The sequence below is a fragment of the Thalassolituus sp. LLYu03 genome (assembly GCF_050507655.1).
Taxonomy (GTDB): Bacteria; Pseudomonadota; Gammaproteobacteria; order Pseudomonadales; family Oceanobacteraceae; genus Venatoribacter.
Genome location: NZ_CP191496.1, coordinates 2,797,779 through 2,821,680 on the forward strand (window position 1 = coordinate 2,797,779; position 23,902 = coordinate 2,821,680).

Genomic DNA, 23,902 nt, shown 5'->3' on the forward strand with positions numbered 1-23,902 from the left:
CTGGCTGAGCAGCCTAGAAAAAAGCCCGCTTAGTGCGGGCTTTTTTGTTCTTCCGGCAACCAGCGGCTGAGCGCATCGCGCACCAGCGCCAGCGTCAGCGGCTTGGCCAGATAGTCGTTCATGCCGGACGCCAGACAGCGTTCGCGGATATTGTCGGTGGTGTTGGCGGTGCAGGCGACGACCGGTGTGCCGACGCCCATTTCGCGCAACCGGCGGGTGGTTTCAAAGCCGTCCAAGCCGGGCATCTGACAGTCCATAAGGATCAGGTCGTAACTTCGGATACGCAGACGTTCCAGACAATCCTCACCGGACATCACGCTCTCGACCGTCAGACAACAACCGGCTTTGCTGAGCATTTTTTCCGTCACTTTCAGATTCACCGGATTGTCTTCCACGATCAGTGCTGCATAGCCTGAGCCGAGGCAGTCGTCAGGATCGGTCTGCACCATCACCAGCTGCGCCGGAATGCTGGCCATCACGTCAGTGCCGCGACCCGGCGCATCCTGCAACGCCAGATCACCACCCAGCATGCGACAGATATGGTGACTGATGGTCAGCCCCAGCCCCACCCCTTCGTGGCGGCGGCTGAACGAGGAGTTTGCCTGTGAAAAGGCTTCCAGCACTTTCTCTTTGTGGCCGGCGGCGATGCCGATGCCAGTGTCCGTCACACGAATGCTCAGCACACTGCCGTCAGCGGAAGCCTGCATCGACAGTTTGAGCGACACCATGCCGTCGTCGGTAAACTTGATGGCGTTATCCACCAGATGGCGCACCACCTGACGCACCAGTGACGGGTCGCAGCGCAGATTCTGATTGCGCAGGGCGTCGTCGTACTCGGTCACAAACGACAGGCTTTTCTCGAGTGCCCTGGCGCTGAAGGTTTGCAGCAGGGTATCGAGCACCTCCGGCAGCTTTTGCTCTGAGAAGGTGACCGGCAGTTTGTTTTTCTCGGTATCGACCACCACCAGCACGTCTTCCAGCAACTGTGTCAGGTGCGTTAACGAGCGGTCGGCGGTGCGTTTGTAGTCGTCAAATTCTTCCGCACTGTTGGCCGGATCCAGCAGCTGCAGCATGCCGATGGCGCCGTTCAGTGGTGTGCGCAGTTCATGGCTCATCATCGCCAGAAATTCACTTTTCGCGCGGCTGGCGTGCTGAGTACGTTGCTGCTCCAGCATCAGTTGTTCGGTGTAGGTCTGCTGGTCGCGCTCCGCCTTTTCCAGCGACTCGGCCAGCCGGTTGGCGTTCACCTGCAAATGACCGATCTCTGCCCCGTCATCCACCGTCAGGCGGGTACGGGTAGCGCCGGCGGCAAGTCCGGCGATAAAGGCCGCCAGTTTTTCCAGCGGTGTCAGAATACTGAGGGATGCAGCACGGCTGACAAGGGCCGCCAGAATCACCACCGCCAGACCGGTCAGCAGGGATTGCTGCAGAATCTGCTGTTCACGCTCACGGGTGTAGGCGTCCGATAAGGTCAGGCGGATGCTGCCCAGATTGCGCTCTACCAGCCGGGTATCGGCAAATTCCGAGAACTCGTCCAGCTGCGGCACCAGTCGCACAATCGGCTGGTCGATCACCGACACGTCCTGATGCCCCTCGTACAGGCGGGAGCGCTCTTTAACCACCGACTGACCGGCGGTATCGGTGATTTCCACCTCCACAATGGCCGGCTGGTCGAGTGCCGCATGCACCAGCGGCTTCAGAAGATCGTAGTTACCGGAAATGAGGGGGTATTCGGCCGATGCGCTGATCTGCTCCAGCACGATTTTGGCAATGCTTTCGTTTTCGCGGCGCAGATCGGACCAGCGGTTCTGCATGTGATACGCAGTGAGAATCAATACCGCCAGAATCGCAGGCACCGCCCCCACCAGCAAAATGCGCCGGCGGACAGACAGGTGCCTGAGGCCCATCATGGCCGCTGCTCCTCTTTGGCCAGCTTGTCAGCCAGCTCTGCCGCATCGGGCAATAACAGGTTGAGCGACCGCCCGACCTGGGGGTTGTAGCGCACGCTGAAATACGGGTTATAGCCAGCTTCTGGCCACACTCCCTCGCGCAGACCGGTTTTCAACACTTCGCTGAGCCTGCGGGCTACGTCATCGAGATCACTGAAGGTGGTCGCCAGCGCGCCGGCCTTGATGTAGGCACTGGATGGACCGATTAAGGGTTTGTTCTGGCGGTAGGCGGTAATGAGGATGTTTTTGATGTTTTCTGAGCTGTACAGCTCGGTGTCGTAAATACCGATCAGGGCATGACTGTTGCGCAGCAGGGCGATCAACGCATGGGTAAGGCTTGGAAACTGATCGGTAAAATACGGAGTAACCAGAGGGTCAGGCTTTGCAGGCTTCCACAGTGCGCGGTCGCCGACCAGCACCCCGAGCGGCCGGTCATCGCCCAGAATAGCGCGGGCCAGTTGTATCTGACGCGACAGTGGTGGCTCCAGATAAACAGCACTGGCCAGCCCGTCATGAGCCGCAACTTGCTGGCGGGTGACAAACACAGCAATGACAGGCTTACCCGCGCATCCGCTCCAGCCTTCCAGCACCTGCGGGCCAATCACCACGCAGGCCTGTGCATCGGCCGCAGGCGCCTGAGCGGCGTTGATCACCTGAATATCAAAACCACTGAGTGTGCGGGTTTTTTCTGCCAGCTGCTCAACGGAGGGCGCGGAGGTATGGGTAACAAAGACGACCTGACCGGCCGCTTCCACAGATGAAGCGGCTATCAGCCAGATCAGAAGCCAGAGGGCTTTGAAGGCAGTCAACAGTGCATCCATGCGCTGAAATACCATCAGAAGTCGATTCCCACCTGCAGGTAATAAATGTCAGAAGTTGAATAACGCTGGTCAGCATAAATGAGTTTTCCATCATCTACCAAGTGCTGCCAGTTCACACCGCCCCAGAGTGTGGCCGATGTCAGGTTCCAGTTGTGACGCACGTTAACCTCGTAGCGACGATAAACGTCCTGTCCCTGGTTGTAGGCGTTGTACCAGAAGTGCGAGCCGGTCAGCGCCCAATCGCCGATGCGCTTGTGTACGCTCAGGGTCATGCTGTTCTCAGCGCTCAGACGCGTCTCGACTTTGCCCTGTGCGTCAATTTCGCGGGCACTTAAACCCGTGGTATCGCCAAGACGGGCAACCGGCGCCACATGCGCCAGCGTCATCCAGACAAAACTGTCGCTCCACGGACGCCATTTCAGCTGCAGCTCGGCGCCTTCGATGTCCATCTCGGTGTCTGAACGCACCAGATACGATTCGAGCGTAATCGGGCTGGAGATCAGGTGACGCATGGTGTCGCGGTAAATTTTGGCGTCCACTTCCAGATCCGACGGGTCATAGCGGAAGTAGTAACCGATTTCACGGCTGACAATGTGCTCGTGATTCAGATGACGGTTACCCGGACTCAGGGTGACGAAATAGGTCGAAGAATCCACGCCCAGATAATTGTCGGTCAGGTGATCCAGCGTCAGGCTGTAATTCGGCTCCTGCTCCAGCATGTCCGGTGAGCGCACCGCCGTGGAATACACCAGACGGATACTCTGCTGCTCACTGAGCAGGAAGTTCATCGCAAAACGCGGCGAAAACGCATCTTCGTTGGCGTCTTCACGCTCGAACATGCCACCGGCGTTCACCAGCAGAAACGACAGCGGGCGCCATTCGGCGTTACCAAACAGACGGTACAGATCATTGGTCTGCACGCCATCAAAGTAAGTGACCGACTGGGCCAGATCGCGGCGGTAGCTGGCCCCAGACACTGTGCGCAGAGAATCGGACCAGACAAAGGTATCCTGCCACTCCACATCGATACGCTGCTCGTCGATATCCCAGTTGGTATCGCCACAAACCGTCTCGTCCTGATAACGCGACACCACGCCGGTTGCCAGCGCCAGCTCTTCAGCGGAAAGTCCGGAAAAATCCTGGGCCAGTACTTCGTATGCAGCTTCCGGGCGCAGGCTGTAGAGCGCCAGCAAATCCGGATCGAGAACAACGGTCGGGATGCAGGCGGTCACGTGCTGATCGCGGTTGTCATTAAACCAGTAAGCCTGCAGATGCGACTGATGGCTTTCTGAGAAATCAAACTGCAGCTTACCCTGCACGTAGCCTTGCTGGGTTTCCTGATCACGGTACCCGACGTAGCGGTCCTGATCACTAGAGTTCAGACGGATATCGGTATGGCCACGCTTGATACCGGCCTGCAGGTTCATCTGCGTGACGGCGTCCAGATTCTGGCTGTAATACGCAGTGAAAAAGTTGTGTCGCTTACTGTCGCGGAAATCGTCGTCGCCACCGGTGGCCGAGCGTCCGTCAAAGCCGTTGTCGGCCTGAATCTGGGCGGACAGGCGGAAACTGCCGTCACCGAGCTGGGCGGAATGGCTGATGAAACCATCATCAATGCCCTGCGTGCCGCCGCGGTAGCGCAGACGGGTACCCAGCGTATCGCCCGGGTGCTTGGTCACAATATTGATGACGCCGAGGAAGGAGTTGGCGCCGTAGGTCGCGGCGTTCGGCCCGCGCGTAACCTCAATGCGCAGGATGTCTTCCATGGCAACCGGAATATCATCCCACACCACCGCGGCAATACCGGCTTTGTACACCGAGCGGCCATCAACCAGCACCTGCAGGCGGCGCATCAGGCTGGGGCTGGAGGCGTGATAAGCGACCGAAGCGTTGTTTTCGTCGTCGCCATGGCCAATGAACATACCCGGCACAAAGCGCATCAGTTCCGGCAGAGTGCGCACACCCCAGGCGCGGATCTGCTCTGCTTCAATGACGGTGACACTGGCCGGCACTTCGGCCCGGGGTTGTTTGAGACGGGAGGCAGTCAGCACCACCGGAATATCCTGTTCCAGCGTGAAAGGTGCATCAAGTTCAAAACCATCGAACTCATCTGCAAAGGCTGTGGCTGGCAGCGCCATCACCAGAGCCGACAGAAGAATACAACGCATCATGGATAGTAACCGTTTTTGACTTACACAGAGTCTAGGCGGCGGGCCCTTATAGGTAAACAGCGGACGCGCTTTATACTTAGGGCAGACTGACAGAGCAAGAGTCGGCCGTTATAATCCCGCGCAATCTTTTCATTAACCCGAAGATTTCAGGAACCCACCATGAGCTATACCTCTATCCCGGCTGGCAAAGACCTGCCAAACGATTTCTACGTTGTCATCGAAATCCCGGCCAACCACGCGCCAATCAAGTACGAAATCGACAAAGACATGGACTGCCTGCTGGTTGACCGTTTCATGGCGACGCCTATGTTCTACCCGGCCAACTACGGCTACATCCCGCACACCCTGGCCGACGACGGTGACCCACTGGACGTGCTGGTGATCACTCCGTACCCGGTACAGCCAGGTTCTGTGATCCGTGCCCGCGCCGTTGGCGTACTGAACATGGAAGACGAAGCCGGTGGCGACGCCAAACTGGTTGCCGTTCCGCACCAGAAACTGACTCAGATCTACAACGACGTGAACGACATCAACGACGTTCCGCAACTGCTGCGTGATCAGATCGCTCACTTCTTCGAGAACTACAAAGACCTCGAAAAAGGCAAATGGGTGAAAGTTCAGGGTTGGGGCGATGCCGAAGAAGCACGCGGCCTGATCGTGAAAGCGGCTGAAGCTGTTAAAAAATAAGTACGCTTAGTACCTGTAACAGATCAGGCCTCGACACAGTGGCCTGATCTGGTTCAACAAAGACGGTATTCACCATGAGTGAATACGCTGAACAGTTTTTATACTATTGCTCAATATTTATCTGAACCGGTCAGATTAGCGAGCATTCGCACCAGTAGCTTCAGAACCAATTCCCGCTCCTCCGCAGAAAAATCAGACAACGCCATGTCATTTCCACGGGCAAGAACCTCTTTACTGGAAGGAAGGATGTTGCGTGCCAACGGTGTCAATGCAATTAACTGCCTTCTACCATGTGCCGGATCAGGCGAGCGAGTGATCAGACCGTCACGCTCCAGTCTTACCAGAGTTTGGGCCATAGACGACTGTTCAACCCCGAGCAATCTGGCAAGCTCTGCTTGAGTATCGGTATTCCCCTGACTCAAGGCTGTCAGAACCGGCAGGCTGGCAAGACCAACACCAAGAGGACGCAGATCAGCTTCTGCCATTCGTGCCAGCTCTTGTGCAATAAGCTTGATATAAAACGACGCTGCCCGTGTGGGATCCAGCTCTGTTCTGGTATTCTCCAGCGGTGCGGAATGACTCATTACTACAACTCCAGAATTATCCCAAGTAAGTCAATATTTCAGATGCAGGCTGCATAGTTTCCATATCCGTAACGTTAACATCACTGATACCGGCAACGTAGCCATCCGGACGAATTAATACGGCTCTGATCGCAGGCACAGAACCATATACCGGGAAGCGCCAGTTAAACCCTTCCTCTCCAGGCAGTGATTCGACGCGCACCGTTTTCACCCAATCTTGCCATGATGCCGGAGCGTCAAGAGAGATATTACTGCCGAATTGAATCCACAAAGGACGTCCGTCCTTCATCAGCTCATACAACTTAGTACGCTGTCCTTCCAACAGCACACACATGTCCGGCATTCTTCTTCCCAACAAAGGGTGTTGATTTTTACCCCAAGCATACTGCAGCGCCAAGCCACTCTGCTCGCCAGCCAATTCCTGCACAACCTCAGGTATAGCGATTAAGCGCTCTATGGTTGCACGCAACGCTTCCGCTTGTCGTCCTGGCTTGATCAACAGTGTCTGCCCTCTGGCAAGATTAATAGCATCACAACCCGCCGGCTGACGCTCAGATTCGTATGAGTCGAGAAGCTCGGGAGATGCCCCATAGTTCAAAACAGCGGCCAACTTCCAACCCAGATTGACGGCATCCTGTATTCCCAGATTCAGACCTTGTCCACCAATAGGGGAATGAATATGCGCTGCATCCCCTGCAATAAAAACCCTCCCATTGCGATAGTGCTCAGCCTGCCGGAACCCATCAGTGAAACGTGACATCCAGCGGGCTTCCGTCAATCCATAATCCGTACCGATACCTTCCAGCATTGCCTGACGGAGTTCTTCAAGCGTGACCGGCGCGGTACGATCAACAGGCAATTGAACGGTCATCAGACTGATTCTGTACCAGTCCGGCTCCACCCGGGATACCTGAAAACTACCAATCCGCTCATTACGACCAAATGGTGTTCCGTCCGCTGGCGGCTCATCCAATTTGACATCGGCGACCAGCCAATGAGACTGAGGATCTTCACCCGGGAATTTAATGTGAGAGAGGCGCCGGACAACACTATGCCCTCCATCACAACCGACAACGTATTGCGCCCGGATAGTAGATACTTTGCCATCGGTCTGAACAGTCAGCTCGACGCCTTGTGCATTCTGAGTCAGATGTAAAAGCTCTGTCGACCAACACAACCTTGCTCCGGACTCAACGGCTCTTTCTGCCAGAATGCTTTCCGTTTTAGATTGCGCAATGATCAGTCCATCCGGCCACTCCGGATCAACAACGCCAGGCAGAACCGGCATACCAGAAAACACCACCGCATTCATTATCCTGCCGATATCACGAAAGCGTGTTCCAAGACCTCTCTGAGACAATATTTCCAAGGTTCTGGCATTAATTCCGGGCGCCCTGGACTCCCCTTGTGTACCCGTCTCACGACGTTCAACAACCAGCACATCAACGCCTGCAAGTCTTAACTCGCAAGCAAGCATTAAGCCCACAGGCCCAGCTCCAACAATCACAACATCTGCATTCATATTGATACTTCCTTCCTTAATAATAGGTACCTATCATTATGCAGTTTATGAAAAAGGTCAAACAGTTTCGGAACAGGAATGAATTTAAACGTGCTCACAGATCTCAGGCGAGCTGACATGACGCTAACTGAAATAACGCCAATAGAGCTGCGCAACCATTAGCAAAAAGGAGCCATCAGGCTCCTTTTGTATTGTATTAATGGTGCGGTCTTATGTGATGTATCGGTGTTTCTGCCTGCGGCTACTCGGCCTGTAAACGAGCCAACTCCGCCTCAACCTGCTGTAGGCGTTCCGCGAGTTCCACCCGGTCGGTCACGTCTTTCTGAATACCGATGTAGTAGGTCAGCTGATCCTCGTCGCTGTACACAGGTGAAATGCTCAGTTCGTTCCAGAACAGAGAACCGTCTTTGCGGTAGTTACGCAGCACCACGCGCGAGCTGTTGCCGATGCGGATCGCGTCACGGATGGCCGACAGCCCTTGCTGATCGCGGTCACCGGCCTGCAGGAAGCGGCAATCCTGATACAGGATTTCATCGGCGCTGTAGCCGGTCAGGCGCTCAAAGGCCTTGTTCACATAGATGAGAATGTTGTCATCCCCTTCCTGTTCCGCAATGACGATGCCGTCGTTGGAGGCATCCACGGCTTTTTTCAGCAAAGCCAGACTGATCGGCCCCTGCTCATCGTACGAATCAATCATGTTATTACTCCGCGCGCCCCTAACCGGGTGTTTGCTGTGGCCGTCAAAGTAAAATTGGCGCTGACCCGGGTCAATAGAAAATCCGGCATTTTTTACTTTGTGTATAACTGCTTATAGAATCCGGACAACTCTGTACAACTTTCTATCAGAACCGGCGATGAACGAGCCCAGTCAAGAAAAACAAATGGCTTACTACCCGATCCGCATCGTCTCTAACGAGACCGGCGTTAACGCCATTACCTTAAGAGCCTGGGAACGACGCTACGGTCTGATCACGCCCAAGCGCACCGCCAAGGGCCATCGCCTGTACACCGAGCAGGACATCCAGCTGATCCGCAAAGTGGTATCACTGCTGAACCGCGGCATTCCGATCTCTCAGGCGCAGGCCATGATTGAGAACGGCGAAACCGAGGACGATCTGCCGACCAGCGTACCGGCCCGGCCGTCTCAGTGGCAGCACTACCGCGAGCAACTGAACAACGCTGTGCGGGACTTCGACGAAGACAGTATGACCGCGCTGTTTAACGAGGTTGGTCAGTTCTTTCCGGTGGATGTCGCCCTGCGCTTTCTGTTTCTGCCCTTGTATCGCCATCTGCAGGACAGCGCCACCCAGCAACAGGGCGCTGCCCGCCTGCGCTTTTACGCCGCCTTCCTGCACAGTCGCCTGGCCCACCGCCTGAGTGAACAGACCGGCCAGACAGGCCCGTCGGTGCTGATCGCCAACACCAGCCATGACGACGACATTGAGCTTCTGCTGCTGTCGATTCTGCTGCGTCAGCACGGGCTGCGCCCGGTCTGGCTCAGCGGCGCCATGACGCCGGCCCAGATTGCCGAAGTCCTGCCCATGCCACGCTGGCAGGCGCTGGTCATTAATATCAGCAGCAGCGCCGACGACCAGTTACTGACTCAGCTGGAACCGCTGGCGCGCAATGGCGGCCACCCGGTCTTCATCAGCGGACTGGCCGCCGACCAGCAACACCGACTGCTCAGCCGCGGTCTGATTCCGCTGCTGAACGACTTACATCAGGAAGCCCTGAATATCCGAGACATGCTGACAGGATTTAACTCATGAGTGGAGCCGTATACGAGCTTCTGCAGCGCCACCCGCACCTGCTGACCCCATCGACCCTGATCATAGGCGCTGAAGCCGAGCTGCCGGGCGGTTTCGCCAGTCAGATGAAAGCCAGTGGCAGCCGCCTGCTGACCTGGGATCAGCTCACCGCCAACAGTTTCCGCCCGCTGGGCGACAAGGTCAGTCTGACCGTTCCGCAACCGGCCGATGTCGCCGGGGCTGAGACTGTGGTTCTGCTGTGGCCGAAATCCAAACCTCTGGCCCTGAATCTGATTGAGCTGATCGCCAATCAGACCACCCACTGCTGGGTGATCGGTGCCAACGACGCCGGTGGCAAAAGCATTGGTAAAGCCGTGGCCGCGCTGTGCGACAGTGCAGAAAAAACCGACTCTGCCCGCCACTGCAACCTGTGGCACCTGAGCCTGAAGCCGGCCACCGGCTTCAACTGGCTGAAGCATGCCCGCTCATTCCATTTCGCCGGTCAGGATTACCTGACACTGCCGGGCGTGTTTAACCACGGCAGTCTGGATACCGGTACGTCGATACTGCTTGAGCACGTACCGGCGCCGCGCCACGGCCGTCTGCTCGATCTGGGCTGTGGCTCGGGTGTTATCGGCCTGAGCATGAAGAAAGAAGCACCGTCGCTGAAAGTGACCCTGGCCGACATCGACGCCTTTGCCCTGCGCTCGGTGCAGCTCAACAGCACCCGGCTGGGGCTAGAGGCCGAAATCGTCAGCAGTGACGGTCTGGCCGGTGTTACCGGCCGTTTTGACTACATCATGACCAACCCGCCGTTCCATCAGGGCAAGGAAACCAATTACAGCTTTGCCCGTAATCTGTTCGCCGCCGCCCGTCAGCACCTGACCAGCGACGGTCAGATCTGGCTGATCGCCAACCGCCATCTGCCCTATGAAGACTGGGCGCGCGAGTACTTTGCTGACGCGCAGGTGATGGTGCAGGAACAGGGCTTCAAGCTGCTGTGCATTCAGGGCTGAGCCCGGGGAGGACAGGTGAAACACGGATGGTTGAACGCTGTACTCCCGCTCACTCTGCTGTGGGGTGTTCCGGCCGCGACGCAGGCATTGCCGCAAAGCGTGGCCGGTGTGGCCTACCCGCAGGAAATCTATTACACCCGTGATCTGCGCTTTTATGCGCCCATGACCTTGCTCGACCTGCTGCGCCAGCTGCCGGGCATTACCGTCGGCTGGCAGCCGGACGGTCAGGCGGAGATTCAGCTGCACGGCATTGATGGCCGGTATCTGAGCATTCTGATCAATGGCCAGCCGCTGCTGGGCGCCGGTGGCAACAACGTGCTGACCACGCGCCAGATTCCGGCGTCGCTGGTGAATCATATAGAAATCGACCGCAGCGCCCGTGCCGACCTGCATCAGGGCGGTGCCAGCGCCGGCACCATCAACGTCATCCTCAACGATGCCTATCAGAACGATGGCCTGCTGCTCAGCGCCGGAGGTACGGTGCTCAACACCCGCGTCGCCGGTGCCGTGCACCTGCACGATGGCGAAAATCCGGTTCGCCTGAGTGCCGAGCAGCGCCTGCTGCGGGATGAATCCGGCGGCGCCACGGAAGCCGATGGTTTTAACGGCGACTGGCAGGCCTTCGACCGCGAACTCAGCCGCGACCTGCTGCTCAGTTTCAACACCCTGCTCAACGACCGCCATCCGTTCTCGCTCTACCTGATGCAACTGAAAGGCGATGGTGAACAGCGCCTCACGGGCTCCTACCCGCTTAACCGGCCCAGCACTGAGATTGATCCCGATCTGCGCGATGTGCGCAGCGAACGCGAATACCAGCGCACGACACAGCGCATCGGCAGCGACATGTCACTGAGCTGGGGCCATCTGGCATTTAAGGCCTGGGGGCTGGCCGAACAGTTTGATCAGGATATGAGCCTCAGTCAGAACCTTCCCGTGGCCGCGGCTCAAACCACCCAGATTGACGACAGCCGCTACCAGTTCGGCGCATCCCTGAGCGAAACCCGATACGAGCATCACTGGTCGGTGGGCCTGAGCGTGGAGCAGAGCAAACGGGTACACGGCAGCCTGTCGGACGCCATCCTGACCAGCAACAGCGAACGCTCGGGCCTGCCGTACCAATACGATCTGAAAGAAAATATGCTCAGCGCATTTGCCCTCGACCGCTGGGATCTGAGCCCGAGCACCGAATTCGAGGCCGGCGTGCACGTCGACACCTACGAGATCAGCCTCGACCCCGACACCACCGGCGAATCCGAAGTCGCAACCGACACCCACTGGCTGCCAACCCTGCATCTGATGCACCGGCTGGGGCCGGGCAAACGCCTGCGCATCAGCGCCAGCCAGAGTAACCGCGAACCCGATCTGGCCGACCGCGTACCGTACGAATTCCGGCAGGGCACCACCGTCTGGCGAGGCAACGGTGAACTGGAGCCTGAGCTGATCAGCAACATCGATGTCGGTTACGAACAGAACTTTCAGCGCCCGGCCAGCGCCCTCAGCGACCGTAACAGCGGGTTCTACCTGCGCGCCTTTCAACGCATATTCAACCGCACCATTTATGAAAGCGTGGCCACCGAAGTCGCGGGCGCGGAAAGTCTGACCGTGCTGATGCCAAAGAACGCGCCGGGCAATGCCATTCTGCGCGGCGCTGAGCTGGATCTGGAGTTTTATCCGGGCATTCAGGATTTACGCCTCGATCTGGGCGCTGGTCTGTACCATTCGCAGATGCAGACCACAGAAGAACTGACCGGCCGCTACCGCCTGACCAATCAGCCGGATTACATGCTGCGCATCGGCCTGCATCATCAGCCGCTGCCGGGCCTGCGCTATGGCGGCAACTGGCACGCTCAGGGTGGCAGTGAACAGCTGCTGCCGGGCGATACCGGTTATGTGGTGCAACGCACCAGTGATATTCAGTCGCTGGACCTGTACGCCGAATATCAGTGGAGCCCGAGCTGGCACGTGCTGCTGACCGCCCACATGACACCCGGTCCGTCGCCCTGGCAGGAGCAGGGGGATATCCGCCAGTACCGCGACTTTGAGCCTACCTGGCAGCTGGTGCTGATGGGCGTGTATTAACGGCGCCAACCGCCCACTGAACGCGCGACAGGCCTGTTACAAAAAAATTTTCGCTTACCCGAGAAGACATTAGCCAGAAAGGCAGTGATTCACCCGCGATATGGCGGACATCCGCCGCCCATCCTGGCGGTACAGCAACTAGTCTGAGGTCATGCCGAGGAGGATTCCGCCATGACCCTGACCTATCTGCTGATGTCTGCCCTGCTGATTGCCGGTGCCCTGTTTGCCTGCATTCAGAGCCCGTACCGTAAGAGCCTGCCACAGGAAGTACTGATCGACCGCGTCAGCGAAGCGCAGAAGCGCCGCCAGTAACCCGCGTACGGATCAGCACCAGCGCCAGAATCACCAGTGCCGGAACGGCGGTCAGCAGCAACCCCTGCCAGCCGAACAGCAGCACCACGGCCCCGGACGCCAGCGCGCCGAACGCCTGCGCCGTGAACACCAGCGCATCGTTCATCCCCTGCACCCGGGTTGCCTCTTCCGCCCGGTAGCCCCGGGTCAGCAGTGACGTCCCCGACACAAACAGCAGATTCCAGCCCAGCCCCAGCAAAATCAGTCCGCCCCAGTAATGCAGCAGGGTCTGATCCCACCAGGCGAACGCCAGACACACAACCATGACCGCCAGCCCGCTGGCTATCATGTTCCAGTGACCGAAGCGTCGGATCAGCTGGCCCGTCACCAGCGAGGGTAAAAACATGGCGGCAATATGGCTCTGGATCACCCATTTGGCGTCGCTCAGTGCGTAGCCCATTCCCTGCGTCATGCTCAATGGTGTCGCGGTCATGACATAGGCCATGACGCCAAAGCCGCAGGCGGCCGAGGCAATGGCCAGCTGCAGCGGAGGTTGCGCCAGCAATTCTGCCCAGCCACGCCCTTCCCCTGCTGCAGTCTGTTGAGTATTTGTGCCGGCTGGCATCACCCACCACAGTACCGGCAGCGCCAGCAGGTACAGCGCCGCCAGCGCCGCAAACGCCGGAGCAAAGCCCGTGTCCGGAAACCAGGTCAGCAGGCGTACCAGTTCCGGCCCCATAAAGGCCGACACCAGACCGACCAGCAGCAGCCGCGAGGCCACCACCGCCTGCCGTTCAGGCGCCACACTGGCCATGGCGACAAAGCGGAATTGCTGCACCACCGCATTCACCATGCCGGTGAGCAGCGTTGACGCGACAAATCCCCAGAACCAGCCAAGCGCCACCGACGTCGCCGCGCCAGCAGAGGCGAACGCACCGAGCGCCATGGCCAGCAGAAACAGCCGGCGCCGGCCAAGCAGCGCAGCCAGCCTTGCCGCCGGAAACGCAGCCAGTGCCGTTCCGCAAATCATGGCAGCCACAGGTAAGGTCGCAAAACGGGGATCAGGGTTGAGCTGAGCGCCGGCAAGACCGCCGACCAGAATGAGGAGAGGTGCTGCGCTCAGGGCTAAGGCCTGAGCGAGCATCAGTCCCGGAAGAAGGGGACGCATGAAGTACCTGCTTATGGCATGTTGCGGGAGTAGAAGATCTCCAGCATTTCTTTACGCAGTTTAGCTTCCACTTCCTTACGTTCTGCCTCATTCAGGTTCTGAACGCCTTCGCCGAACAGATAATTATCCAGTTCGAACTCTTTCAGCAGCATCTTGGTGTGGAAGGTATTTTCCTGATACACGTTCACGTCGATCATCTGATAGGCGTTGCGCGTGTCTTTGGTCAGGTAATTCTGAATCGAATTGATGTTGTGGTCGATGTAGTGCTTTACACCGTCCACGTCGCGGGTAAAACCACGCACGCGGTAATCAATGGTGACGATGTCAGAATCAAAGCTGTGAATCAGGTAATTCAGCGCTTTCAGCGGGGAAATGAGACCACAGGTGGACACGTCGATGTCCGCACGGAAGGTTGAAATACCACCGTGCGGATGACTTTCCGGATAGGTGTGAACCGTGACATGGCTTTTATCCAGATGCGCCACGACGGTGTCGCGCAGCGGGCCCGGATTTTCCTGCATCAGTTCTTCACTGGGCGGCACTTCGTGTTCGGCCACCAGAATGGTGACGCTGGCGCCCTGTGGGTCGTAGTCCTGTCGGGCAACATTGAGGATGTTGGCACCAATAATATCAACCACGTCGGTCAGAATCTTGGTCAGACGGTCTGCGTTGTACAGCTCGTCGATGTATTCGATGTATTCCTGGCGTTCTTTCTCTGTCTTGGTGTAACAGATGTCGTAAATATTGAAGCTCAGGGACTTGGTCAGATTGTTGAAGCCATGCAGCCGCAATTTGTTGTTCAATAGTCCATCCTCTCAGAACCCCATCTGGGGTCGTTTATTCAAACTCACTCACAGCAAAACTATGGGTGATCTCAACACCGCCCTGCTCCAGCATGATGGACGCAGAACAATACTTTTCAGCGGACAGTTTCACTGCACGCTCAACCGCCGACTCCTTCAGGTTGCGGCCGGTCACTTTGAAATGAACGTGAATCTTGGTGAACACACTTGGCACAGCATCAGCACGTTCAGCTTCGATTTCAGCCACACAGTCGATCACATCCAGACGCTGTTTGGTCAGAATGCTCATCACGTCGAAGCTGGTGCAGCCACCCAGACCGATCAGCAGCATCTCCATCGGACGGATGCCCATGTTGCGGCCACCGTGGTCCGCAGGACCATCCATAACAACGGTGTGTCCGCTGCCGGATTCGCCCAGAAACATAGCGTTATCAACCCATTTCACAGTCGCTTTCATAGTCATCCTCAGGCCCAGTCTGGAAAAGACGCGGAGGGTACCATGAGCGCTCCTGCGGATAAATCATCGCACCCTAAAAAGACAGTCCGATTAAGCCAATGAGGAAAGTTCGCAGGCGCGATTGACCTCAGCCGAAAAACCCGGAAAACCCGCGTATTGGCCGATATGAGACGCAAGTCACACTAAAACTTTACGAATGTTAATCTAACACCCCGGAATGCTGGCTTATTAGCGCATTCAGCCATTCACGTTAAGGCTGTAATGAGTGATAATTAGGGCCGAAAAATGGATCGGATGCCCTGTATGACCCTGCCCCGTGTGCCATCTAAACATCAGCACCTCGATGACTTCCTGTCACACTGCCATAAGCGCCGTTATCCCGCCCGCTCGACCCTGATCTATGCCGGCGAGGCCAGCGACACTCTTTTTTACCTGATCAAAGGATCAGTGAGTGTCATTATCGAAGACAGCGATGGCCGTGAAATGGTGATGGCATACCTGAATGAAGGCGACTTCTTCGGGGAAATGGGCCTGTTCGACGAAGAAAACAAACCGCGCACCGCCTGGGTTAAGGCGAAAACGGAATGTGAAGTCGCCGAGATCAGCTACGTGAAATTCCGCGAGCTGGCCAAAGCCGATCCACAGCTGATGTTCCATATCTTCCGCCAGATGGCCAACCGTTTAAGCCGCACCACGCGCAAAGCGGGCGATCTGGCCTTCCTCGACGTTACCGGCCGCGTGGCCCGCACTCTGCTCGACCTGAGCAAAGAACCGGACGCCATGACGCACCCGGACGGCATGCAGATTAAAATTACCCGCCAGGAGATCGGCCGCATTGTCGGTTGCTCCCGTGAGATGGTCGGCCGGGTACTGAAAGAGCTCGAAGAGAAAGGGCTGGTTTCAGTAAAAGGCAAAACCATGGTGGTCTTTGGCCCACGCAGAACCCTGCGCACCAGCTGAGCACATAGGCGAACCGCGCCGGATTGTTCTAAACTCGGACTTTAGTATTCAGATGGAGCCGAAGAATGGCAGACGATTCCCTGTTCGCCGATGACGATCTGTTCGCCGATGGAGAATCCAGCCGGGTCCCCGATCATACCTGGCGCGTGCTGATCGCCGATGACGAACCCGACGTCCACCGCATCACCCGCATGGTGTTGTCCGGCTTCCAGTTTGATGGCCGCCGCCTCGAGTTACTGAGCGCCTACAGCGGCGAAGAAGCCTGCCAGATCATGGCCCAGAACAACGACATTGCCATGATTCTGCTCGACGTGGTGATGGAAGACGACCACGCCGGCCTCAACACCGCCCGCTACATCCGCGAAGAACTGCGCAACCGCTATACCCGCATCGTCCTGCGCACCGGCCAGCCTGGTCAGGCACCGGAACACGAAGTCATCCGCACCTACGACATCAATGACTACAAAGACAAAACCGAGCTGACCACCACCAAACTCAACACCCTGATGTACGCCACGCTGCGCAGCTACCGCGACATCTGCGTGCTGAATGAACACCGCCGTGGCCTTGAGCGGGTGATCCGCGCGTCGGCCAAGGTGCTGAGTGCCGGTGCCATCAGCCAGTTTGCCTCCGCCGTGCTGTCACAGGTAACCAATCTGCTCGGCCTCGAACAGAGCGCCCTGTATTGCTCCAGCACCAATCAGAACGACACCCTCATTGGCCACAAACGCTTCCGTGTACTGGCCGCTACCGGCGAAATGCAGGAACTGACCGACGTTGAATCGTTCGATGGCATTCCGGAACACGTGCGTGAAGGCTTTGAACGTGCCATGCAGATGCAGGAAAGCCAGTACTACGACAACCACTACATCGGCTACTTCGCTTCCGAACGCGGCAGCGAGAGCCTGCTCTACGTGACCTACCACAACGCCCCGTCCGAGCTCGACAAGCAGCTGCTGGAGATCTACGCCACCAACGTCGCCATCACCTATGAAAACCTGCTGATGCGCGAAGAAATCATCGAAACCCAGCGCGAGCTGGTGTACATGCTCGGTGAGGCGGTTGAAAAGCGTTCCAAGGAAACCGGCGCCCACGTAAAGCGGGTCGCCCAGATTGCCCGCCTGCTGGCGATTAAATACGGCCTGCTCGAAGCCGAAGCTGAACTGATCAAGCTGGCCTCGCCGCTGCACGACGTCGGTAAAATTGCGATTCCCGATCACATCCTGAATAAACCGGGTAAGCACGACGCCAACGAGTGGGACACCATGAAAACCCACGCACAGATTGGCGCCGAAATATTAAGCAAATCTGATCGCCGAATTCTGCAACTGGCCGCTATCATTGCCGGCCAGCATCACGAACGCTGGGATGGCACCGGCTATCCGCGCGGGCTGAAAGGTGAGCAGATCCACATTGCCGGGCGCATCACCGCACTGGCCGATGTGTTCGACGCACTGGGTTCCAAGCGTTGTTATAAAGAGCCCTGGAGCGACGATGAGATCATCGAGCACGTGAAAGCGCAGTCGGGCACTCAGTTTGATCCGAAACTGGTGGAGATTCTGCTCGCGAATCTCGATGAAGTGCTGTCGATCCGGAAACGCTTTCCCGACTGATAGCGCAGACAATAAAAAACCGGCTTCGGCCGGTTTTTTATTGTCTGGCGTTTTTCACTGAACTCAGAAAAAGAGTTTCTGTAATTCGTCGCCCGGGTTTTCTGCACGCATAAATGCCTCACCCACCAGAAACGCATTCACGTTGCGGGCGCGCATGGCGGCTACATCGGCCGGTGCCAGAATGCCGCTTTCGGTGACCAGCAATTTATCCGCCGGTACCTGAGGCAACAGACCGAAGGTGGTGTCGAGCGTCAGCTCAAAGGTGTGCAGATTGCGGTTATTAATACCCAGCAGCGGCGTTTGCATGGTCAGTGCAGTGTGCAGCTCTTCTTCATCGTGCACTTCCACCAGCACATCCATACCCAGCTCATGGGCAATACCTTCCAGATCCTGCAGCTGCATTTTGCTCAAGGCAGATACGATCAGCAGCACACAGTCGGCGTTGATCGCACGCGCTTCGTAAATCTGATACGGATCGACCAGAAAGTCTTTGCGGATCACAGGCAATGAACAGGCGCCACGGGCGGCTTTCAGATAATCTTCATGACCCTGAAAATAGTCACGATCAGTCAGCACTGAAAGACAAGCCGCGCCGGCTTTTTCGTACGATTCAGCAATGGCCTGCGGAATAAAGTTTTCACGCAGCACACCTTTGGATGGCGAAGCCTTCTTCACTTCCGCAATCACGGCCGGCAGACCGGCGTCTACTTTGGCTTTCATCGCCCGGTAAAAACCGCGCAGGGCTTCCGGGTCCATATCGCGGACCTGGGCTTTCAGCTCATTCAGCGGCAGTGTCTTGCTGCGCAGGGCCACTTCTTCGGCTTTGGTGGCCAGAATTTTTTTCAGAATGGTCGGAGTATTCATGCGTTGTTCGCTTCGTCTTCGGTCAGGTATTTCGAAAAGCTGACCAGTTCATTCAGTTTCTCCAGCGCCAGGCCGGAATAAATGGCATCCTGCGCCATGGCCACGCCTTCTTTCAGATTGCGCGCCAGACCCGCAACATAAATCGCGGCGCCAGCATTTAATGCCAGCATATCGGCGGCTTTTTCACCGACAGGAGTTTCACGCTTGCCCAGCGCATCTTTGATCAGCGCCAGACTTTCCTGCGCACTGCCAACCTCCAGTCCTGACAGAACCTGAGATTCCAGGCCGACATCCTCGGCACGGATGGTGAATTCACGCAGCTCACCCTTTTTTAATTCACAGGCATAGGTTTCGGTGGCCAGACTGATTTCATCCAGCCCGTCTTTCGAATGCACCACCAGAATATGACCCGCGTTCATACGCTGCAGCACTTCTGCCACCGGACGAACCAGCGCTTTGGTGAACACACCAATTACCTGATTGGTGACGCCGGCCGGGTTGGTCATCGGGCCCAGAATATTAAAAATGGTGCGCATGCCCAACGATTTACGCGGGCCGATCGCGTGCTTCATGGCACTGTGATGGGTGGGTGCAAACATAAAACCGACACCCAGTTCATTAATGCAGCGCGCCACCTGATCGGAAGTGAGGTTCAGGTTTACACCCGCCGCCTCCAGTAAATCGGCACTGCCGGATTTGGAAGACACACCGCGGTTACCGTGCTTGGCCACTGTACCGCCAGCGGCCGCAACGATAAAAGACGACGCCGTTGATACGTTGAATAAATTGGCACCGTCACCGCCGGTACCGACGATATCGACCGCGTGATCGGCCGTTACTTTCACGCCAGTAGCCAGTTCGCGCATAACAGTAACCGCACCGACGATCTCATCGATGCTTTCACTTTTCATGCGCAGCGCCACCAGAAAACCACCAATCTGCGCGTCATCGCACTGGCCGGTCATGATCTGACGCATCACGTCGATCATTTCGTCGGTGGTGAGATCCTGACGTTCGACCACCCGGGCCAGAGCTGTTTTGATATCCATGGTGTTCTCCTTAACCGACGCGCATTTTCAGGAAGTTTTTCAGCAGATCATGACCGAGCTGAGTCATGATGGATTCCGGGTGAAACTGCACGCCTTCGATCGGCAGTTCGCGGTGACGGACGCCCATGATTTCTTCCATGCTGCCATCCGGATTTTCTGTCCACGCGGTAATTTCCAGACACTCCGGCAGCGTTTTTTTATCAATGACCAGCGAGTGGTAACGGGTGGCGTTGTAGGGATTGCTCAGCCCGGCAAACACGCCGGTATTGGCGTGATGAATCTGGGAAATTTTACCGTGCATCACCTGTCCGGCGCGGATGATATTGCCACCGAAAACCTGACCAATGCTCTGATGCCCGAGACAAATGCCGAGAATCGGTAATTTGCCGGCAAAATAGCGGATCGCTTCCATGGAAATACCCGCCTCATTCGGCGTACACGGGCCCGGCGACACCACCAGATGATCCGGCTTCATAGCTTCGATTTCTGCAATGGTAATTTCATCGTTGCGGAATACCCGCACGTCTTCACCTAATTCGGCAAAATACTGCACCACGTTGTAGGTGAAGGAATCGTAATTATCGATCATGACTAACATTGTGTGACTCCTGCGGTGCTGAGCACCGGTGTGATTCTGTGATTACTGGTCCAGTCCGGCTTCCGCCATGGCAACCGCGCGGAACATCGCACGGCCTTTATTCATGGTTTCTTTCCATTCCAGTCGCGGTACAGAATCCGCCACCACCCCGGCACCTGCCTGAATATTCAGCTTGCCGTCTTTAATAACCGCTGTACGGATCGCAATGGCAGTATCCATGTTGCCGTTCCAGCTTAAATACCCCACCGCACCGCCATACACACCGCGTTTGGTGGATTCAAATTCGTCGATAATTTCCATGGCGCGGATTTTCGGCGCACCACTTAACGTACCCGCCGGATGAACAGCACGCAGAACGTCCATCGCCGTGGTGCCCTCTTTCACCTGACCGGTGACGTTGGACACAATGTGCATCACATGGGAGTAGCGCTCGACCACCATCTGGTCGGTGACTTTGACCGAACCGGTTTTGGCCACGCGACCGACATCATTGCGACCGAGGTCGATCAGCATCAGGTGTTCGGCAATTTCTTTCGGATCGGACAGTAGCTCCTGCTCGAGGGCTTTATCTTCCTCAGGCGTCGCACCGCGGTAACGGGTACCGGCAATCGGACGTACCGTCACTTCTCCGTCTTCCAGGCGCGCCAGAATTTCCGGAGAAGAACCCACCACATGAAAATCACCGAGATTCATGCAGTACATATACGGCGACGGATTCAGCGTGCGCAGCGCGCGGTAAATATTCACCGGATCACCTGCGTAGGGCACCTGCATGCGCTGAGAAATCACGCACTGCATGATGTCACCAGCGAGGATGTATTCGCGGATTTTTTCCACCGAATCCATAAACGCCTGCTCACCGAACAGCGAGCGGAAATCTTCTTCTTTCACCTCAACCGGCGCTGCCAGAGGCTGACCAACAGAACCCTGATACGGTTTGCGCAGGGTTTCCCGCAGCTCTTCAATACGGGCTTCGGCTTTAGCCAACGCGTTATCCTGCGACGGGTCCGCCATCACGATCAGATGCAGCTTGCCGCTCAGGTTGTCGAACACCACCACTTCTTCCGACACCATCAGCAGAATGTCCGGCGTGCCCAGCTCATCGACCGGGCAAGTGGCTTTCAGGCGAGGTTCGATATAACGGATGGTGTCGTAACCGAAGTAACCGACCAGACCGCCGTCGAACTTTGGCAGACCATCCTGTTCCGGCACCACAAAGCGCTGCTGGAATTCGCTGACAAACGCCAGCGGATCTTCGACCTCATGCTCTTCGATCACCTGACCATCACGGCTCAGGCGAACCGTCTGACCGTGCACGGTCAGGACATCACGCGCCGGCAGGCCGATCATGGAGTAACGGCCCCATTTTTCGCCACCCTGCACGGACTCGAGCAAATAGCTGAACGGCTGGTTGGCCAGTTTCAGAAAGGTACTTAAAGGGGTATCAAGATCGGCCAGCACCTGACGTGCGACCGGAATACGGTTAAAGCCCTGCTCGGTCAGAGCAGCAAATTGTTGCGGAGTCATAAAGAACCTTCAGATTGTTAAGCGCAAAAGTTCGGCCACGCGGCCGGATGGGATGTGGCGGCGCTTAACACCATCGACGAGTCAGATGCTGACCCTGTTGCAGGGGGCGGTTATATTGAAAAAACACCGCGGGGCTCCGTGATTTACCAGAAGATTGGGAATACCCGAACTATAACGGCCCGGCCATAGCGCAGCAAGCCTGACGTGTCAGTGGCTACTCTGTACGCCAGTCAAGACAGGGCCAGCGGCGCTGGCTGGCGATGGTGCGCAACTGGTCGCTCGGGTTCAGCACCACAGGCTGCGCCACGGCTTCCAGCAAGGGGATATCGGAATGACTGTCGGTGTAGAAGGCAGAGTCCGCGAAGCTCAGCCCCTTCTGCTGCAGGAAAGCACGCGCCAGATCGACTTTGCCCGGACCGTAGCACATCGGCCGCTCCAGCCCGACGATGCGGTTGCCATCGGTACGCAGACGATTACTGATGACATGATGAAAACCCAGGGCTTTGGCGTAAGCCTTGGCCACCACATCGTCTGCCCCCGTGATCATCACCAGTTCGGTGCCTTTGCGCTGGTACGCAAACAGGAGGGAAGCGGCCTGTGGATAAATATGCAGCTGACCCCGCTCGAGAAAGAAACGATCAACCCGCTGCTGATAATCCACCAGACTCATGCCCCGGGTACGCGTGCGGTAGTAATTGGACAGACGCCAGTGGGTAACACGGCCTTTTTTGTAGGCCCGGTACAGAGAGGCAATGGCCAGCATGGCTTCAACCATCGCCCATCGCTCACGTTTCACCCGCCAGCGGATCCAGAGACTGTTAGCGTCTTTGTTGATCAGCGAATCATCGAGGTCAAAGAACACGACCGGAACGTCGTAAACCTTCATGGCGGAAGAACTCGGGCGGAGTGAAGGCGTTAGCCTATCACATTGGTGTGTCCATCCCCATGGCCGCCAGTCGCCAGTGGGTGATGGTCGCCGAGGAAATCGCCTGCGGATTCTGCACCGCCAGCTTTTGCAGCCCCAGCCAGAGCGCACTGACATGGGCGTCCAGCCCCAGGAGTTTAAGACTGGCCAGAATCCGGCTGATGCGCCGGTGGTTGTGATTTTCGACGGTCAGCCAATGCAACGCGGACGGCTCGGCAGGCAACAGCAGCTCAAACCCCTGAGGGGTTTCTTTCAGCACCATGGAATAGAAATGCATCATGCGCAACAGGGCCTGATGTACTTTTTTCTGCAGCTCGGGTGATGCACGGAATGCGGCAGCGACAGCCTCCGTCACCACCGGTGCTTCCGGGTTATAAGGACTGGGGTCGCGCAGCGGAAACAACCACTGTATGTAGTCGTGGCAACTTTCCATTTCGGTGTTGGAAAAAGCCAGAATGCCATTGAACGTCCGGCCTCTGTGGTCGGTTCCCTCACCGCGGTAGAAGGCAATCAGAGGATGCATACACCTGTCCGTTACGAAAAACAATTCGGTTACCGCCAAGTATAGTCACGCGTCAAAGTTTGACGGTCTTTCCTGCCCACCCCATTGAACGGCGCATGCCATGATGTAGTCTGAAAGAGCAAACCCAGCGATGCCCGGTACCGGAAACCGGTGCTGTGCATCAGAGTCCATCATATGAGGAGCGACTATGAAAGGTTTGGAAATCAGCTTCCGCGACATCCGTCATTCTGACGCCATCGAACAACACATCCGTGATAAAGCCAGCAAACTGACCACCACCTTTGACGACATCACCAGCATCCGTGCGGTGGTCGCCATGCCCCACAACCACAGCTACAAAGGCAAACTGGCCCACGTATCACTGGAGATAGGACTACCCGGACAAACCGTCGCCATCACCCGCGACAACCACGACAATCCGGAACACGAGGATATGTATCTGGCGGTGTCTGACGCCTTCGACAAAGCGCTGAGAAAGGTAAAACAGATTCACGACAAACGCTCCGAACGTCAACGCCGCATCATTCAGCACTGACCCGGCTTACCC

The 23,902-nt window shown here is 56.9% G+C and carries 23 protein-coding genes; 8 read left to right on the top strand and 15 right to left on the bottom strand.

Annotated features, from left to right (window positions below):
* Positions 1-29: 29 nt before the first annotated feature.
* The 3 genes from ACQUQU_RS12665 to ACQUQU_RS12675 are packed head-to-tail and all read right to left on the bottom strand — an operon-like array spanning position 30 to position 4,941.
* Positions 30-1,910 (bottom strand): response regulator, encoded by a 1,881-nt coding sequence (locus ACQUQU_RS12665; RefSeq protein ID WP_430460058.1) that lies wholly within the window; start codon positions 1,908-1,910, stop codon positions 30-32.
* A complete protein-coding gene (locus tag ACQUQU_RS12670; RefSeq protein WP_430460059.1) occupies positions 1,907-2,770 on the bottom strand; it encodes a hypothetical protein in 864 nt (287 codons plus the stop codon). The genes ACQUQU_RS12665 and ACQUQU_RS12670 overlap by 4 nt, the downstream gene beginning before the upstream one ends.
* Before the next feature lie 14 nt (positions 2,771-2,784).
* The gene (locus ACQUQU_RS12675; RefSeq protein ID WP_430460060.1) at positions 2,785-4,941 is read right to left on the bottom strand and encodes a TonB-dependent receptor plug domain-containing protein; all 2,157 of its coding nucleotides are present in this window, start codon (positions 4,939-4,941) and stop codon (positions 2,785-2,787) included.
* 159 nt (positions 4,942-5,100) lie between these two features.
* Between ACQUQU_RS12675 and ppa the strand changes: the two genes are divergently transcribed.
* The gene (ppa, locus tag ACQUQU_RS12680) at positions 5,101-5,628 is read left to right on the top strand and encodes an inorganic diphosphatase (protein ID WP_430460061.1); all 528 of its coding nucleotides are present in this window, start codon (positions 5,101-5,103) and stop codon (positions 5,626-5,628) included.
* Positions 5,629-5,738: 110 nt separating this feature from the next.
* Here ppa and ACQUQU_RS12685 read toward each other — a convergent pair whose 3' ends face one another.
* The 3 genes from ACQUQU_RS12685 to ACQUQU_RS12695 form a co-directional block, all read right to left on the bottom strand.
* Positions 5,739-6,212, bottom strand: coding sequence for a MarR family winged helix-turn-helix transcriptional regulator (locus ACQUQU_RS12685; protein WP_430460062.1), 474 nt, complete (start codon positions 6,210-6,212; stop codon positions 5,739-5,741).
* 16 nt (positions 6,213-6,228) lie between these two features.
* Positions 6,229-7,734: an FAD-dependent oxidoreductase gene (locus ACQUQU_RS12690; RefSeq protein WP_430460063.1), complete on the bottom strand. Its 1,506-nt coding sequence runs from the start codon at positions 7,732-7,734 to the stop codon at positions 6,229-6,231.
* Between the two features lie 241 nt (positions 7,735-7,975).
* Entirely contained in the window at positions 7,976-8,431 is a 456-nt protein-coding gene (locus ACQUQU_RS12695; RefSeq protein WP_430460064.1) for a PAS domain-containing protein, read from the bottom strand.
* A gap of 157 nt (positions 8,432-8,588) precedes the next feature.
* Here ACQUQU_RS12695 and ACQUQU_RS12700 point away from each other — a divergent pair, with 157 nt between their 5' ends.
* The 4 genes from ACQUQU_RS12700 to ACQUQU_RS12715 all read left to right on the top strand — a co-directional run bounded on the left by ACQUQU_RS12700 (position 8,589) and on the right by ACQUQU_RS12715 (position 12,889).
* Positions 8,589-9,503, top strand: a complete 915-nt coding sequence (locus ACQUQU_RS12700; RefSeq protein ID WP_430460065.1) for a MerR family transcriptional regulator — start codon at positions 8,589-8,591, stop codon at positions 9,501-9,503.
* Complete coding sequence (locus ACQUQU_RS12705) at positions 9,500-10,498, top strand: methyltransferase (RefSeq protein WP_430460066.1); 999 nt, start codon at positions 9,500-9,502, stop codon at positions 10,496-10,498. Before ACQUQU_RS12700 ends, ACQUQU_RS12705 begins: the two co-directional genes overlap by 4 nt.
* A 30-nt stretch (positions 10,499-10,528) precedes the next feature.
* The gene (locus tag ACQUQU_RS12710) at positions 10,529-12,577 is read left to right on the top strand and encodes a TonB-dependent receptor plug domain-containing protein (protein WP_430460067.1); all 2,049 of its coding nucleotides are present in this window, start codon (positions 10,529-10,531) and stop codon (positions 12,575-12,577) included.
* Between the two features lie 171 nt (positions 12,578-12,748).
* The gene (locus tag ACQUQU_RS12715) at positions 12,749-12,889 is read left to right on the top strand and encodes a hypothetical protein (RefSeq protein ID WP_430460068.1); all 141 of its coding nucleotides are present in this window, start codon (positions 12,749-12,751) and stop codon (positions 12,887-12,889) included.
* Here the strand turns inward: ACQUQU_RS12715 and ACQUQU_RS12720 are convergent.
* From ACQUQU_RS12720 to ACQUQU_RS12730, 3 genes are read right to left on the bottom strand one after another with little or no spacing between them, the layout of a single operon-like run.
* Positions 12,861-14,036, bottom strand: a complete 1,176-nt coding sequence (locus ACQUQU_RS12720) for an MFS transporter (protein ID WP_430460069.1) — start codon at positions 14,034-14,036, stop codon at positions 12,861-12,863. The two genes, ACQUQU_RS12715 and ACQUQU_RS12720, sit on opposite strands and share 29 nt — an antisense overlap.
* Positions 14,037-14,047: 11 nt before the next feature.
* Positions 14,048-14,839, bottom strand: a complete 792-nt coding sequence (gene speD / locus ACQUQU_RS12725) for an adenosylmethionine decarboxylase (RefSeq protein ID WP_430460070.1) — start codon at positions 14,837-14,839, stop codon at positions 14,048-14,050.
* Positions 14,840-14,873: 34 nt separating this feature from the next.
* Positions 14,874-15,296, bottom strand: a complete 423-nt coding sequence (locus ACQUQU_RS12730; protein WP_430460071.1) for an OsmC family protein — start codon at positions 15,294-15,296, stop codon at positions 14,874-14,876.
* 303 nt (positions 15,297-15,599) lie between these two features.
* Here ACQUQU_RS12730 and crp point away from each other — a divergent pair, with 303 nt between their 5' ends.
* Complete coding sequence (crp, locus tag ACQUQU_RS12735) at positions 15,600-16,256, top strand: cAMP-activated global transcriptional regulator CRP (protein ID WP_430460072.1); 657 nt, start codon at positions 15,600-15,602, stop codon at positions 16,254-16,256.
* Between the two features lie 65 nt (positions 16,257-16,321).
* Positions 16,322-17,869: a DUF3369 domain-containing protein gene (locus ACQUQU_RS12740; RefSeq protein ID WP_430460073.1), complete on the top strand. Its 1,548-nt coding sequence runs from the start codon at positions 16,322-16,324 to the stop codon at positions 17,867-17,869.
* A 63-nt stretch (positions 17,870-17,932) separates the two neighbouring features.
* Here the strand turns inward: ACQUQU_RS12740 and trpC are convergent, their stop codons facing one another.
* The 6 genes from trpC to ACQUQU_RS12770 all read right to left on the bottom strand — a co-directional run bounded on the left by trpC (position 17,933) and on the right by ACQUQU_RS12770 (position 23,355).
* Positions 17,933-18,733 (bottom strand): indole-3-glycerol phosphate synthase TrpC, encoded by an 801-nt coding sequence (trpC, locus tag ACQUQU_RS12745; protein WP_430460074.1) that lies wholly within the window; start codon positions 18,731-18,733, stop codon positions 17,933-17,935.
* Entirely contained in the window at positions 18,730-19,782 is a 1,053-nt protein-coding gene (trpD, locus tag ACQUQU_RS12750) for an anthranilate phosphoribosyltransferase (protein WP_430460075.1), read from the bottom strand. The genes trpC and trpD overlap by 4 nt, the downstream gene beginning before the upstream one ends.
* 10 nt (positions 19,783-19,792) lie before the next feature.
* On the bottom strand, positions 19,793-20,380 hold the full coding sequence (locus ACQUQU_RS12755; protein WP_430460076.1) for an anthranilate synthase component II: 588 nt from the start codon (positions 20,378-20,380) through the stop codon (positions 19,793-19,795).
* Positions 20,381-20,422: 42 nt separating this feature from the next.
* Positions 20,423-21,907: an anthranilate synthase component I gene (gene trpE / locus ACQUQU_RS12760; RefSeq protein ID WP_430460077.1), complete on the bottom strand. Its 1,485-nt coding sequence runs from the start codon at positions 21,905-21,907 to the stop codon at positions 20,423-20,425.
* Between the two features lie 214 nt (positions 21,908-22,121).
* The gene (locus tag ACQUQU_RS12765; RefSeq protein WP_430460078.1) at positions 22,122-22,793 is read right to left on the bottom strand and encodes an HAD family hydrolase; all 672 of its coding nucleotides are present in this window, start codon (positions 22,791-22,793) and stop codon (positions 22,122-22,124) included.
* Between the two features lie 37 nt (positions 22,794-22,830).
* Complete coding sequence (locus tag ACQUQU_RS12770; protein WP_430460079.1) at positions 22,831-23,355, bottom strand: opioid growth factor receptor-related protein; 525 nt, start codon at positions 23,353-23,355, stop codon at positions 22,831-22,833.
* Positions 23,356-23,542: 187 nt separating this feature from the next.
* Here ACQUQU_RS12770 and ACQUQU_RS12775 point away from each other — a divergent pair, with 187 nt between their 5' ends.
* Positions 23,543-23,890 (top strand): HPF/RaiA family ribosome-associated protein, encoded by a 348-nt coding sequence (locus ACQUQU_RS12775; protein WP_430460080.1) that lies wholly within the window; start codon positions 23,543-23,545, stop codon positions 23,888-23,890.
* The last annotated feature ends 12 nt before the right edge of the window (positions 23,891-23,902 follow it).